The organism is Paenibacillus sp. FSL R5-0744 (assembly GCF_037972555.1).
Lineage (GTDB): Bacteria > Bacillota > Bacilli > Paenibacillales > Paenibacillaceae > Paenibacillus_AQ.
Genome location: NZ_CP150228.1, coordinates 2,596,273 through 2,611,089, shown reverse-complemented (window position 1 = coordinate 2,611,089; position 14,817 = coordinate 2,596,273). Strand labels below are relative to the sequence as shown.

The window sequence follows — 14,817 nt, the reverse complement described above, 5'->3', positions numbered from 1 at the left end:
TCAACAACATACGCCAACCAAAGGAGTGAATAAGGATGGATCTTAACAATAAAGTAGCCTTAGTAACTGGTGGAGGTACTGGAATTGGCAAGGCTGTAAGTCTGGAATTAGCCCGACGCGGAGCCCTTGTTGCAGTGAACTATTCTAGATCCGAGGCAGAAGCTAATGAAACCGTGAATACGATTATAAATCAAGGTGGGCAAGCGATAGCAGTACAAGCCGATGTTTCTAAGGATCAGGAAGTGCGAAGTATGGTCCATTCGATTATTCAGCATTTTGGAACGGTAGATCTGCTGGTGAATAACGCCAGTATTACTAAACATATTGCGCTGGGTGATCTGGAAAAAGCAACAGAGGAAGTCTGGGATGAACTCTATGATGTGAATGTGAAAGGAATGTTTTTCTGCGCCAGAGCAGTTGCACCATATATGAACATGAGCGGTTCAGGCACCATCGTCAATCTCGGCAGCATCGCCGGACAAACTGGCTTAGGCTCTTCCCTTCCTTATGCGGTCTCCAAAGCTGCTGTTCATGGCCTCACGAAATCTCTCGCCCATGCGCTAGCTCCAACTATTAGAGTGAACTGTGTCGCACCGGGAGCTGTTGCTACCAGATGGTGGTCTGGTCGAGAAGAACAGATGCATAAATTAGCACCTAATCTGCTGCTCCAGCGTCTATCATCCACTGAGGATATCGCTCAATTCGTCTGCGCAACACTCGAACAGGAAGCAATGACCGGACAGATCATTACGGTAGATAGTGGACAAACGTTGTAACAACTAAACAAATGGCATATCAATTGAAGTGCCGATAGAATCATTAGGGAATTTCCCCCTGTAATTCTGACATATCTACTCATCCAAATAGTAATTACGGAAAACCTCCCTATAATTTAGCTGATTTGCTGGAAAATAAAGAAATCCCCCTGATTTTTAGGGAGGAATTCCTTGTTTTCGTTCATTTAAGGCTAAACTCGGCTATTTTCAGGGAGTTTTTCCCTAATTCCTCTCTAGCCTGCTCGATCGTCGTTTGGTCTATTTTATAAAGATAGAAGCTGCCCCAAAAGTAGAATTATCTACTTCTAGGACAGCCTCTATTGCATAAATATTGGTGATGTCTTTAGTTAGGTTCAATACCCCAAATCAAATTTCCTGACACGTATGCTGGTGCTTTGCTCCAGTCCACATAGTTGGTATCTACTCCATTAAAGGAATAATCTCCGGTTTGAGTATAATTCGTCCAATCCTCTTTAGACACACGCACCTGAATGTCGATGCTCGCACCCGCCGCAAGTGAACCTGCTGCACTTGAGAAACCAACCTCCAGATAATAATCCGCATTTGCTTTAGCTGTTGGCAATTTTACAAATGTTCCTGTTACATTCGCGCTTCCCACCTGTGACCAATCGCAGAAGAAGCTTTGTGCCTTCTCACCATCAATAGTGTAATAGTATCTCACTTTCACATCAGAGAGTGTCACAGCACTTGTGCTCGTATTCACCAGCTTAAACTTTGGATTCAACGTATTTCCGGAAGCAGACAATGAACTATTATACATCTGTACTTTCAATGCTGCAGTAGGAGCTACTGTCGTATCCGCAATCGTGACAACCAAGGATTGTGTGGTTCCTGCACTAAACTCAAAGGTAAGCGTAGTGCTTCCCAACGCTTGGGTTGCCAGATACTCTTTCTTGATCGTTACTGTAGAACCACTCACTGTATAATCTGTGCTTGCTACGAGGGTGGCTGTTCCGTTTTTGATCGTGCTGAGTGTATTTCCGTTCAACGTCATAGTTACTGCTACGTCTGCTTGATTCGCAGTTTTCTTATCAAAGCCTGCCATTGTTGGGGTTATCGTGGAGTTAGTTACTGGTGTTGTCGTATCCGTTACCGCAACCGCTAAGGATTGCGTCGCTCCTGCGCTAAAGCTGAACGTCAGCGTGGTCGTCCCTACCGCTTGCGTCGCTAGATACGCTTTTTTAATGGTCACAGTAGATCCACTGACCGTGTAATCTGTACCAGTAACCAATGTCGCCGTTCCGTTTTTGATCGTGCTGAGCGTATTTCCGTTCAACGTCATAGTTACTGCTACGTCTGCTTGATTCGTAGTTTTCTTATCAAAGCCTGCTATTGTCGGGGTTATCGTGGAGTTGGATACTGGTGTTGTCGTATCCGTCACCGCAACCGCTAAGGATTGCGTCGCACCTGCGCTAAAGCTGAATATCAGAGTGGTCGTTCCTACCGCTTGCGTCGCTAGATACGCCTTCTTAAGGGTGACGGTTGATCCGCTGACCGTGTAATCTGTCCCTGCAACCAGTGTTGCCGTTCCATTCTTGATCGCACTCAATGTATTTCCGTTCAACGTCATAGTTACTGCTACGTCTGCTTGATTCGCAGTTTTCTTATCAAAGCTTGAGGTTGTTGGTGTTATCGTGGAGTTAGTTACTGGTGTTGTCGTATCCGTCACCGCAACCGCCAATGATTGATTAGCCCCTGCGCTAAAGCTAAACGTCAGCGTGGTTGTTCCTACCGCTTGCGTCGCTAGATATGCTTTTTTAATGGTCACAGTAGATCCACTGACCGTATAATCTGTACCAGTAACCAATGCCGCCGTTCCGTTCTTGATCGTGCTGAGCGTATTTCCATTCAGTGTCAGCGTTACTGCAACGTCGGCCTGATTCGCTGTTTTCTTATCGAAGCTTGCAGTTGTTGGAGTAATGGTTGAGCCTGTAGCTGGTAGATTGACAGGATCAGCATACAATGTGCCTCGGCCATTCGTTCCGAGATATACACGTCCGTAAATTCTTGGGTCACCAGTAATCGCCATATTAATCTTGGCGTATTGGTGGGCATCGTCATTAATACGAACCCAAGTTGCGCCAACATCATCGGAACGGAAGACACCCCGCACGCCATCAATCTTCGCTACCGTGTACAGTGCCATATAAGTTTGACCCGGCGCAGCCTTTCCATAACCAATGAGATCAGCTTCTTGTACGTTGGTTAACTTCGTGAAGCTCGCACCAGAGTTCGTGGAGTGCCACAAACCATACTTATTCTCAGTCGTATTTCCTCCTGCAAACCAGATGTCACCTTCAATACCTGGTACTGCTTTCATGCTGATCTGAGCTTCATTCGGCTGTAATCCAGCTACATTATTGGTTGGGAAACCTGAAGCTGAAGTGGCAGTAAATGTAGCTCCGCCATCCACACTAACATAGAAGACCCCAGCAAAAAATCCATAAAATTTGTTAGCATTCACTCGGTCAGATGCTACTTTTGCTCCTGCAGGTAATCCGGCGCTTGCTGTCCAAGAGTTACCTGTTGTTTTGGAGTAGTACACACCAATATCCGAGGTGCTCCACAAAATAGAGTTCCCACTTGCAGACACAGCTACTTGTCCATGCCCCACTGTTGTTTTGGTGCCATTTGACGGTTCGGAATTTGGCATGTACCAGTTCACTCCACCATCGTTAGAGATACCAATGGATTTCATACTTGGTGTCTTCTCTTTATCTGCACTGCCTACCCGTACCATATATGATGGACTCAACTCTGCATAATCAATACTCATTGTTGTTGCCCATGAAGGACTAGTCTGGAATTTAGTTGGAGCTACCGACAAATCCTCATGACGGAAACCAGAAACGTCACCAAGTGCAGTGATCAAATGGGAGGTTCCCGTTGGCGGGCTTATCAACCCTAATACTGCAGTTTCCTCCACACCTTTTGCCATAACAGAGATATTCACCTTGCCTCCGGTATCCCATGAGGTCAAATTGTTTGAGCCATAAATGGTAGCCCCCGTCCCATACATCATCCGGTTAGAGTTGAAAGGATCAATTTCCAGATCGCCCATCATCCAGCCCAGTTTTGGTGAAGGATCAAGAGAGGTCGAAGTTGTTCCGTGATCGAGCCAAGGTGCTGCTGTGATATCCATACTGAACTTATAAGTTCGTTCTGGATAATTGCCCCAGTCCCAAATTCGGCTCCATGTTGCACCACCGTTAGTACTGCGGAAAATCACTTCATCAGGCCACCAAGCGTTTAAACTGGATACCATAACTGTGTTAGGATTCTGTGCATCCACAGCTAAACCACCGAAGCCATACCAATTATCCGTTCCGGTTGAAGGACTGATGTTCGTCCATGCACCGCTTGTTTTATTGTATTTCCAAACCTCACCTTTACTTCCGTCATAAGGACCTACACCATTGCTATAAGTAATATACAGATCGCCTGTAGATGAAAGCACGCCATGATGTGGCAAGTAGCCTGAAGGTTGTCCTGCCAGAGCTGTCCAAGTTACGCCTCCATCTATACTTCGATATACGCTACTTGCTGTATCGGCAACCCCTACATATATCGTTTGAGTCGCATTGCCAAGTGTTCCTGTGCTCTTATCGAACGTAATCCAGGATAAGCCAACGAGATCATTTCCATAATCCAGTGTCGGATTCTGAATATATGTTCCTACATTCGTAAAGGAGGTTACCTTCGACCAAGTAACACCGGAGTCCGTACTTTTCCAGAGCCCATTGCCACTTCTGGCTCCGAAGAATAAAATATTATTCTTATTCGGGTCAATGACGAGGCGTTCACCCGCAGAGCGGCCCGGCATATTGCCACCTACCTTAAAAGGCAGCGGAGTGGTTTGCCAGGTGTTTCCCCGGTCACTAGAGCGCATGATCTGACCGTTATTATCCCAGGAGTTAGTATAAGTACCTGTTGCCATATAGACTTTGTTCGGATCAATAGGATCTGTAGCAAGGGCATCTACACCATTCTTATTCCAATCGACCCAGCCTACGGAGTCACTAATCGAAGTCCAACTAGAGGTAGCCTGATTCCATCGATACGCACCCCCGATATCTGTTCTGGCATAAATTAAATTGGGTTCGGACTGATTAAAAATAATTCCGGGTACAAAACCACCGCCGGCTCCCGTTACAACACTCTTCCAATTGTAAGGTTCACTTGCGGCCGCATGAGTAGTAGCTGGGAATGCAGAGAATAAAGAGCCTATCATCGCGCCAAGCAGGATTAACAATCCAGTTTTTCGGATACGATTACGAATCACGTTTTACGCCTCCTACAATTTTATTGGTTTGCTTTTGCTTTCCTCCTACTCTGTATCCCTGCTTTTTCCCTCCCCCCCTTAAACTCGACTATTTAAATTTTTCTGATAACGCTTTCATTATAATGGTAATGTTTTTCATTATCGAGAGAAAATGGTTGTATTTTCATGAAGTTTGTCTCTAAAAATCGTACCATTTTCACACTTTAGATTACATTTCACAAGCATAAATGCCTCTGGCGCCCCCTTTAAGGACGGTAAGCGGTAAGCGAGAAAAAGAAGGATAATATATAGCGTAAGCATATACATTATTATATTTCAAAAAAACAGATGCCTCCTTTTGAGATGGCATCCGTTTCTCGGTTTACTTTATTGATTTATTGCCGCAAACGACTCTGCTGCTGCAGAAAGATAATAAGCCAACCCCGTTTGCTGATTCTCAAGCATTTTAAGATGAAAGTCATCACTTAAGAAAAATTGAGTCTGCGCTGCAAAGTCTTTCACAGATATGTTATGGCCATGTTTGTTCATAAATTCAAGATGACATCGAATCAAATTCTCTATTTCCTTATCGTTATGTTTTAACCCTTCTCTTAATGAACTTGCTATTTTATTCATAAATGTCATGCCTTCAAGTGCTTGTTCATTCATATCCGGAACATCTTCTGGTAAAACTTCAATAGAGTCCATCCCATACGATTCCTTCAAATATTGATTTTGCTCGATCAGCGCTTCTTTCCATTCTCTTTCGCTTTCAAATCCTTCGAACATTTCCTTATTATCCATGCGCTCCCCATCCTTTAAATAACCAATAGATTTACGTAATGTCTGAACAATCGTATCCAGTCTGGCTTTGCGGCCAAGGAGTAGCTCCTCCTGCTGCGAAAGAATAGAGTACCTGTCCGAATGATGATCCATCATTTCCTTGATTTGATCTAAAGAAAATTCTAATTCTCTGTAAAATAGAATCTCTTGCAAACGTTCCAGCTCTTTCGTTCCATACAACCGGTATCCAGCATCACTTATCCTGCTTGGTAAGAGAAGACCGATCTTGTGATAATGATGAAGCGTTTTGATTGTAACCTTGGACAGTTCCGATACTTCTTTTACCGTGTACAATGTTGTTCATTCCTCCTTTCCTTAAGTAGCTTAATGCCTCCCCTAAGAGGAGTGTCAAATCAAAAACCCAGAAGCATCCCAAAAAAGCCCTCTCCACCCTAACGGTGAAGAAAGCTACTACTGGTTAATGCGTAAGCACAAATTCATCCAGCATCTTACCATCCACATCATAAGCCTGATAAGTCAAACTATCCTTGGTAACACTAATCCCTGCGAACATTTGCTTGTAGTTTTGAAAATGCACCGCATGATAGAACTGATCTTCTTTTTTCTCATTAAACTTCCCACCAGATGCATTGGTCACCACATATACCGTACCTTTTTTAGCACCTACCGGATTCTCACCTTCAGGAACGATTTTTCCAGCCCGTAAAGGGTAGGATCTGGAGTACTCATGATTATGACCCTGCAGCACCAGATCGACCTCATATGCATCAAAAATATTCGTCCAATCTTCAACCTTCTTATATGAATTGCCCCCGTATGCCGGACGGTGCATCGCAACAATCTTCCATTCCTTATCCGTGCTCTTCAAATCTTGCTTCAGCCACTCAGCTTGCTTTTTCAAATTGCTCTCCGTATTCAATACAGACACATGTACAGGACCGTAATCGAAGGAATACGAGGTGCCCGCAATAGAACCTTTTGCCCCGTTATCTGGCAGGTTGAAATGAGAAGTAAAGTCCGTCGCATCGTCATCAACCTGATCATGATTTCCCGTAACAGGCATTAATGGTGTCCCCGAAAGCAAGCCTTGCACGTTACCAAAAAATTGATCCCAGCCCGCCGAATCCTCCGGGTCCTCCGTTAAGTCACCATTATGCACAATAAACTTGGCCTCTGGAAATGTCTGAAAGGCCTTGCTCAATGTCTTCCCCCACAGTTTAAAATCATCCGCCCTCTCCCCTTGAGAATCCGCGACGTTGATAAACGTAACACTATCTAGTCCAACCTCTTCCGTGGTGAATTCCGCAATTGAACTCCATCCTCCCTCAAGCCCGCTGCCCACTCTGTAAGAATATAACGTCCCAGGTTCAAGTCCTGTAACCTCCGCTTTGTGAACACCTCTGGTACCATGGTCCGTTTTTATGGTGCTACTATTTGCTTCTATCCTTAGTACATCCGATTCTACAAAAGAGGACATCTGTCCCTTTACTAACTCCAGAACTCCTGCGGCATTGGAATCGCTAGTATACCAAGTGAACGCACGACTCGTTCCCGCATCTCCCTTAAAGGTGGTAACAAGATCATACGGGGCTGATGATTTCTTGGAGCTCCCGGATTTGGACCACTCCATCCCAACAGCCACCAAGATCAGAACAATCACTACTATCCCTAGAATGATGGCGAATTTATAGTCTTTCATCACGGCTCCTCCTTCATTTTTCTCTCTAGTCTTCTAACTAAGATAGCCTTCCAGAAAGTCAGAAGTCAAATCTATAGATCTATACTTTTGTTAACGCAGTGTAAAACATTCAGCTAACATTCAGTCTATTTTAAGTTAAGCATAAGGTCTGTCTCCTAGAATTAGTTGTGCAAGAAGGTTAGCCAACGACAGAGATAGAGATAGAAACGAGGTGGGAAAATGAGTAACAAGCTTCAATTCCGGCATGAGCTAAAATTCTTCATTAACTATCATCAATACCTTGTATTACGCCAACGATTACAGAGTTTGATTGATACAGACCAGCATGCCAATGAAAGTGGCGAATATCATATCCGCAGTTTGTATTTTGACGACATCAACAACTCGGCGCTTGCCGACAAACTCGGAGGTCTCAGAGAACGCGCCAAATATCGTATTCGTATCTACAACATTCAAGACAACATCATTCACTTTGAGAAAAAAATCAAAATGGACGATTATATCGCCAAAATTAAAGAGCCGCTGACCCGTCAAATGTACGACGAGATCATGGCAGGTAACTATGAGGTCCTGAATGTCCCGGACAGTCCACTGTTCATGGAATTATACAATCAGATGCGCCATAACCTTCTTCGGGCGAAGGTCATCGTGGATTATGTTCGCGAGCCCTATGTTTGCCACAACGGTAACGTGCGGATCACGTTTGATAAAGAATTACGTACCGGTCTGCATTCGACGGATATTTTCGATAAGGATTTGCATCCGATTCGGGCGATTGATGAGAACTTCATTATTTTTGAGGTGAAATTCGATGAGTACATTCCGGAATACATTAAAATCGCACTGCAGTTAGAGGGGCTGAACAGACAGTCCGCTTCAAAATATGTGATCTGCCGCAAATTCTTAAAAACCAACACTTGGGAGGATTATTGATTATGAATGCATCACTAGCAACAATGGCAGCAACCGCAACAACAGATACAACCACAAATACTTTTTCAGATATCATTAAAAACTCGGTGATAGACAACTTCGTCTCCGATATAAGCATCTCGAAAATGCTCATCACCTTAGGTGTGGCTTTTCTGATCGGATACTTTATTTATCTGCTCTATAAACGTGTATTTAGCGGAGTGTTATACTCCAAAAGCTTCAACGTCTCGCTAATGGGCATGACCATGATTACAGCCACTGTCATTATTGCCATCAACTCTAACCTGGTTCTGTCCCTCGGTATGGTCGGCGCATTGTCCATCGTTCGTTTCAGAACGCCGATCAAAGATCCAACAGATCTGATCTTCTTGTTCTGGGCAGCAGTCGCAGGGATTGTAACTGGCGCAGGCTTCTTCACTTTGGCTATTGTGGGTTCAATCATCATTGGTCTAATTCTGTTTCTGTTCATCAAGCATTCTTCTATCGAAACACCATACTTGCTGGTCATTAACTGTGATGGCGATGAGAGTGAACGTGAAGTCCACAACCATATCACCAAATCCGTGAAACGCTACAACGTGAAGCAAAAAACAGTATCTGCAAACAATATCGAATTAACACTGGAGCTTCGTCTGGATGATAAAGTAGGTGGCTTTGTCAATACTGTTTCCGACTTAAAGGGCGTTAAAAACGCACTTCTGATCAGCTACAGCGGTGACTATGTATCCTAAACATAATAAGATGAAAGGCGGTGCTCCAGATGAAAGCAAGAGGTAAATCTATCCTGCTGAGTCTTTGTTGCCTGCTGCTGGTCATCGCTGTAGCTGGGTGCCAGAACGCAAGTCCATCGGCAACAAACGAAACTGCAACAGATTCTAAGGATAAGGTAGTCTCGAGCGACGAGAAAAATCTAGACGAGCAGGTCTTTCCAAAAGATAAGGTCGTCGATGTCAAAATCACTTTGGACCCGGATGATTTTCAGGATATGCTGGATAATGCCAGCGCGGAAGAATATAAAACTGCATCGGTTGAGTACAACGGCGTTAAATTCGATAACGTTGCCGTGCGGACCAAAGGAAATCTTAGTCTCAGAAGTGTAGTACAGATGACAGACTCTGATCGGTACAGCTTTAAAATTTCTTTTGATGAATATGTGAACCAGAACTTATTTGGCATCACTAAGATCAACCTGAATAACAATTACAGCGATGCTTCTTATATGCGTGAATTTCTGACCTACGAGCTCGCTGAAAGTGTCGGACTTCCGACGCCGAAATATTCCTTCGTCAATGTATACGTCAACGATGAGCTAAAGGGCTTCTACCTCGCGGTAGAACAGATTGGCGATGCTTATCTGGAACGTAACTTCGGAAACTCTTATGGTGCACTTTATAAAGGGGAAATGACTGGTCAGGGCAGTGACTTAACTTGGCTTGGTGAGGACCCTTCCCTCTATACCGGATTAGTAATGAAGTCGGATAAATCTAACGATGATATTCTGATCGATATGCTGAATGAGCTTAATAACGGCACCGATTATGAAAAATACATCGACGTAGAGGAATCGCTGAAATATATCGCTCTAAATGCGGTCACGGCAAATATGGACAGTTATTTAGGTGGTAATAAACAAAATTATTACTTATATGAAGACGAAGGCGTCTTCTCGATCCTGCCGTGGGATTATAATATGGCTTTTGGCGGCATGGGCAGCGCAGACGTACTGATTGACGAGCCTACACAAGGCGCGTTGGCTGAACGTCCTCTGATTGCGAAGCTACTTGCTAACGACGAATACAAAGCGAAATATCACGAAATCGTCAGCGAAATGATTAATGGCTATCTAGCTGATGATACGTTCCAAACTAGAATGGATCAGCTGGACATGATGATTTCTAGCTATGTCAAAGCAGATCCTTCTGCTTTCTACACCTTCGAGCAATATGAAGAAGGGATTAAGTCTGTTAAGACCTTCATGTCGAACATGGCTAAAAATATCCAGCAACAGCTCGACGGAACCATTCCTTCCTCCGGTGACGGATCGGGAAGCGGTATGGGTGGTGGCATGGGCGGCGGCTTTGGTGGTGGCGCTAGGAATGGCACTGGTGCTGGTGCTTCTGGTGCTGGACAAGGCACGAACGGCGCGGGTAACAAGCAGACTGGCGTGGGGGCGGAACAGAGCGCGGGTGGTGCTGCACCGAACGCTGAAAGCGGGCAAGCTGCCACGGATGGGCAGGCTCCTCAGGGCGGTGCAGGCGGTGAGCCCGGTGCCATGGGCGGACCGGCTATCCCTGATGCCGGCGCGGGTCCCGGCAGTAACACGCAAGCAACAGCTGGCGGGCAAGTTGCTCAAGGTGGTCAAACCAACACCGACGGGCAAGCTGCTCAAGGTGGTCAAACCAACACCGACGGGCAAGTTGCTCAGAGTGCGCAGACCAACACCGATGGGCAAGCAGCTCAAGGTGGATTCACTGGAGGGCCTGGCGGTGCACCGGGTGCCATGGGTGGACCAGCTATCCCTGAAGGTGGAAATGGCCCTGGCGGTGGCGGAATGGGTGGCGGTATGCCTGGTGGCATGGGTGGTAACTTTGGCGGCGGTGCTGGCGCTATGCAGCAAAAAGGCAGCACGAGTGAAGCCATCACTACTGGGGTCGCGATACTTCTCTTACTGCTGACTGCAGTCTTTGTGACCTTCTATAAGCGGAAACGGCTGTAGACAAGTAAAAGTAATTCACAACAAAAAAACATAAAAGAAGCTCCCGTCGTTTATCGGCTGGGGCTTCTTTCATGTCCTAAAGATCATATTGCCAAATTTCCACAAAAAAAACTGTGAACAGCCTCAAACTTCACTCGAGACTGTTCACAGTTATAAATTCAAACTTTTTTCTTATCAAGTATCCAACTCAGATGATCAAGGAAAATAATGCTCCCCTATTACTCTTTCCGCCCGCGCAATATACTTATAGCCGCTATTAAAAAGGCAAGTAAAGATATCCCGACTGCGATGTAGACCATTGGATTGACACTGTTTGATTTTTCCTCATCTTTCATAATAGCATTATGCTCTTCCATGCTCATGGAATCGCTCTTCACATTGGAACCGTGAGAATGTTCATCCCCACCGGAAGCTTGTACAATTGTAGTAATGGAATGCGGATTCTCTGTTCCAGCCTCACCGGACCATTGCACCAAGCTTCCATCGGCATAGTGCTGATAAGCATCCCATGCAATGTCGCCAGCGGCATCAGGGTTCTTGGCCGTAAAGTAGAAGCGTTGGAATTGCCCCTTCTGAATGCCCTCACCATTAGCTATCCAGCTAACCTTATTCCCCTCAATGGTAACATCCCATCCGGGTGTAGCCTCATATTGTTTAAACTCGGCACCTGCTGGAACTCGTAGATCAACTTGTACAGTTGCCACGTCTTTTTCCGAAGGAACCTTTAATGTATAAGTCTCCCATGCCCCCGTGCTAGATTGTGCTGGTGCCACGGTTACGTGCGCGCTAGCCACTGCTGCGAACAATAACAATGTTGCTGCAGCTGGTGCGAATAACGTCATTATTTTGCGAGATAATCTGTTCATAGTTAGCCTCTTCTCATCAATAATTATATATCTTCGTCCTTAACTTCCTGCTATACATCTTTCGAAAAATCTCGTTTACGCGAAGCAAGCCCTTGCTCCAAGGCATAACGAGTCAGCTGCGTCCGGTTTTGGAGTTGCAGCTTTTGGAGGATGTTCTTCAAATGGTTTTTTACGGTATGCTCCGAAATCCCCAAGCTCACTGCAATCTCCTTGTTTTTTGATCCAGAAGATACACAGCTTAAAATTTCTTTCTCTCTAGCCGTCAACGACTCCCCTTCATCCGTTACAGAGGGTACGGTGAACTCCTTCAAAATTTGAAAAGCCAGCTCCCGACTAAGCGGTGCTTCTTCATTAACAATGGCCTGCAAATATTGAATCCAGGTGGAAGGTGCCAGATTCTTTAGCAAATACCCCTGTGCTCCTTGCTTTAGCGCTTCGAGGAGGTGGGAAATTTCGTCCGATACGGTAACGATAACGATTTTGACATAAGGATATTCCTGCTTGATCCGGCGAGTCGTCTCCAGCCCGTCCATTTCCGGCATCTGAATATCGATTAGGATGAGATCAGGCATCCACTGGGCTGTGAAAGCGATCGCTTCAGCACCACTATCCACTACTCCAATGACCTCAAAACTATCATCCATGGACAAAATCTCGCACATCGCCTCACGTGCATGCGCATGGTCATCTACAACTAAAACCCGGTATCGGCTCATGGACTGACTTCCCCTTTCGTAATTTCAACCTGGGTGCCTGTGTCACCAGAAGTCAGCCTAAGCTTCCAGCCCATCCCCTCGACACGTTCCTTCATGATCTGAAGTCCGTAGCTGCCACTCACTTCAAATGGGTCATGCTGAAATCCTTCTCCATTATCTGTTACAACTACCATCCAATTCTTCTCATCGCCATCGCCAGTAATTGAAACCAGTCCAGCTCGTGTATGCTTACGAACATTAATGATCGCTTCGCGAATACAGGATAACAATTCTGATTTTTCCGAAGGGGAGAGCGCATCATCTTGCAGGCTCCAATCGAGAGAGGCTTCGATCATAATCTCGTTCGCCATCTGGGCTAGCTGATCTTTTACCGACTGTTCCAATGAAAAAGAACTCTGCTCTGAGACCGGAATCTTCAGATTGGCAATGGCCTGCCGCACATAACGGTTCACCTCATGGACCGTCTTTTTGATCTGATCCACATTTTCCTCACTGACCTCACCATTCTTGCGGCTTGCTTCTAGCCGGTCGATTTTGACAGATAAGAGAAATAAAGATTGCGCCATTCCATCATGCAGTTCTTTGGCAAGTCCTTCCCGAGCCTTCATTGCATCTTTAAGCGCACGTTCCTGCTCCAGCTCCCGCTGATTCCGTTCCATAAGAGAGAACAAAGGGACGAGCAACACAAGACTGACTAAAAACACCAGGACTGGCGTCAAATAGTTCCCCAAATCCATAGAAATATAAGGCATTAGAAACTGGTGACGCACAATCTCCCAGATCCCCACCATTAGCGTTGGCAATAACAGGATCATATACTTTATTTGTTTATACGTTGCCGTCCCCTCCTGCACATCTTATGCTTAACAATATCACCGTCTCATCTAAGCGACATGACTCGATCGGGCTATATAGACCCATTAATGTTACAAATTTAAGTATTTTAAAAGGTGATTGCTGACATTTATAATATCATAAGCAGGCTTTCTTATATTGTAGCAAAAAAAAGATACATCTCACGATGCACCCAATCATTTCTACTTTTACTGCGAAATCCTACCTAAAGTGGTGAAGTATAACGTCCATATTGGATATCCATTTCTTTAAACGAATCTCCCTCTTTTTTCAGAAAAAACGTATTCACTCCCTCTGAGCCCCACCAATTCAGGCCGAGTAATGGGCCCTCTGAGGTATCAGCAGCAAAAAGGATGGAGAACATTTCAGGCATAACCTCTCCGCCATCATCCACCCGCCAGACCGAATATTCATCTCCTTGAATCACCGCTGGATAGTCCATGAAGGTAAATTCATCTTTTTCTTTCCAAACGAGACTAAATAACATATCCTGATCCAGCCTTACGAATTGAACGAGATACAGCTGTCGATCTGTAGATAGGTCTGCCAGCTTCCAGATTTTCTGAATTTCACGTTTTTTCGTATCTACAATACGCTGTCGAATACTTTCCTCCACAGTAGATAAAGCTTCTTGACCCTCTAAGGATTCAATAGGCAAAAGCGCATCAACCTTAAAGTCTGTTTGATCCGTCAAATAGTAGGTTTCATCCGGGGTCGCACTTGCTTCTTCCACCGTAAAAAGATAACCCGCCAGATTCACAAAATTATGTGCCATCTCCCGGCCATTGCTGTTCTCTGTTCCATCCTGCCATTTATTAAATTTAACCTTTAACACATTCCCCTGATCACCAATAGCCTCATTTAATTGTGCCATCTCCTGATCCAGCCCTTTTTCATGCCCGGTAACTAGAATATTCCGTCCCTCTGCATCCGCAAAGCCAAAATTCGTCTTCAGCTTCTCAGTATCTAGATAAGCTTCAGTCTTCTGCTTGCTTGGAGTTGGTAATGGCTCAGCGCTTGGAGGAAGCGTTGGTAAAGGCAGTACAGTTTCAGCACTCTGTTCCGGTGTAGACTCAACATGATCGCCATCACTGGTCATAGAGTTGTTGCTGGAACAACCCACCAACATAAGAGCAATAAAGAAACTTACCATAAGCTTATTCATTCTTT

The 14,817-nt window shown here is 45.0% G+C and carries 11 protein-coding genes and 2 pseudogenes; 4 read left to right on the top strand and 9 right to left on the bottom strand.

The annotated features are described in order from the left end of the window. Window positions 1-35 precede the first annotated feature (35 nt). A complete protein-coding gene (locus MKY19_RS11220; RefSeq protein ID WP_339270507.1) occupies window positions 36-776 on the top strand; it encodes an SDR family NAD(P)-dependent oxidoreductase in 741 nt (246 codons plus the stop codon). A gap of 343 nt (window positions 777-1,119) precedes the next feature. Here the strand turns inward: MKY19_RS11220 and MKY19_RS11215 are convergent, their stop codons facing one another. The 5 genes and pseudogenes from MKY19_RS11215 to MKY19_RS11195 all read right to left on the bottom strand — a co-directional run bounded on the left by MKY19_RS11215 (window position 1,120) and on the right by MKY19_RS11195 (window position 7,561). After that, window positions 1,120-1,842 carry a X2-like carbohydrate binding domain-containing protein gene (locus tag MKY19_RS11215; protein WP_339804268.1) on the bottom strand — a complete coding sequence of 241 codons (723 nt, stop codon included), beginning with the start codon at window positions 1,840-1,842 and terminating at the stop codon, window positions 1,120-1,122. Window positions 1,843-1,905: 63 nt separating this feature from the next. After that, window positions 1,906-2,130, bottom strand: a pseudogene (locus MKY19_RS11210) (X2-like carbohydrate binding domain-containing protein); the annotation flags it as partial. A gap of 30 nt (window positions 2,131-2,160) precedes the next feature. After that, window positions 2,161-5,028, bottom strand: a pseudogene (locus MKY19_RS11205) (X2-like carbohydrate binding domain-containing protein); the annotation flags it as partial. A gap of 417 nt (window positions 5,029-5,445) precedes the next feature. Continuing rightward, the gene (locus MKY19_RS11200) at window positions 5,446-6,195 is read right to left on the bottom strand and encodes a MerR family transcriptional regulator (RefSeq protein ID WP_076298418.1); all 750 of its coding nucleotides are present in this window, start codon (window positions 6,193-6,195) and stop codon (window positions 5,446-5,448) included. A 124-nt stretch (window positions 6,196-6,319) separates the two neighbouring features. Next, window positions 6,320-7,561, bottom strand: coding sequence for a metallophosphoesterase family protein (locus MKY19_RS11195; protein ID WP_339802781.1), 1,242 nt, complete (start codon window positions 7,559-7,561; stop codon window positions 6,320-6,322). A gap of 219 nt (window positions 7,562-7,780) precedes the next feature. On the opposite strand from MKY19_RS11195, the gene MKY19_RS11190 reads away from it, so the two are divergent. From MKY19_RS11190 to MKY19_RS11180, 3 genes are read left to right on the top strand one after another with little or no spacing between them, the layout of a single operon-like run. Next, complete coding sequence (locus MKY19_RS11190) at window positions 7,781-8,494, top strand: polyphosphate polymerase domain-containing protein (RefSeq protein WP_339802778.1); 714 nt, start codon at window positions 7,781-7,783, stop codon at window positions 8,492-8,494. 23 nt (window positions 8,495-8,517) lie between these two features. After that, window positions 8,518-9,225 carry a DUF4956 domain-containing protein gene (locus MKY19_RS11185; RefSeq protein WP_149644558.1) on the top strand — a complete coding sequence of 236 codons (708 nt, stop codon included), beginning with the start codon at window positions 8,518-8,520 and terminating at the stop codon, window positions 9,223-9,225. A gap of 29 nt (window positions 9,226-9,254) precedes the next feature. Then, the gene (locus tag MKY19_RS11180; protein ID WP_339802775.1) at window positions 9,255-11,210 is read left to right on the top strand and encodes a CotH kinase family protein; all 1,956 of its coding nucleotides are present in this window, start codon (window positions 9,255-9,257) and stop codon (window positions 11,208-11,210) included. A 218-nt stretch (window positions 11,211-11,428) separates the two neighbouring features. Here MKY19_RS11180 and MKY19_RS11175 read toward each other — a convergent pair whose 3' ends face one another. The 4 genes from MKY19_RS11175 to MKY19_RS11160 form a co-directional block, all read right to left on the bottom strand. Beyond that, window positions 11,429-12,076: a DUF1775 domain-containing protein gene (locus tag MKY19_RS11175; RefSeq protein WP_052404250.1), complete on the bottom strand. Its 648-nt coding sequence runs from the start codon at window positions 12,074-12,076 to the stop codon at window positions 11,429-11,431. A 50-nt stretch (window positions 12,077-12,126) separates the two neighbouring features. Continuing rightward, entirely contained in the window at window positions 12,127-12,792 is a 666-nt protein-coding gene (locus MKY19_RS11170; RefSeq protein WP_339802772.1) for a response regulator transcription factor, read from the bottom strand. Further along, the gene (locus MKY19_RS11165) at window positions 12,789-13,607 is read right to left on the bottom strand and encodes a histidine kinase (RefSeq protein ID WP_339802769.1); all 819 of its coding nucleotides are present in this window, start codon (window positions 13,605-13,607) and stop codon (window positions 12,789-12,791) included. The genes MKY19_RS11170 and MKY19_RS11165 overlap by 4 nt, the downstream gene beginning before the upstream one ends. A 245-nt stretch (window positions 13,608-13,852) precedes the next feature. Further along, window positions 13,853-14,812, bottom strand: coding sequence for a hypothetical protein (locus tag MKY19_RS11160; RefSeq protein WP_339802766.1), 960 nt, complete (start codon window positions 14,810-14,812; stop codon window positions 13,853-13,855). Between the last annotated feature and the right edge of the window lie 5 nt (window positions 14,813-14,817).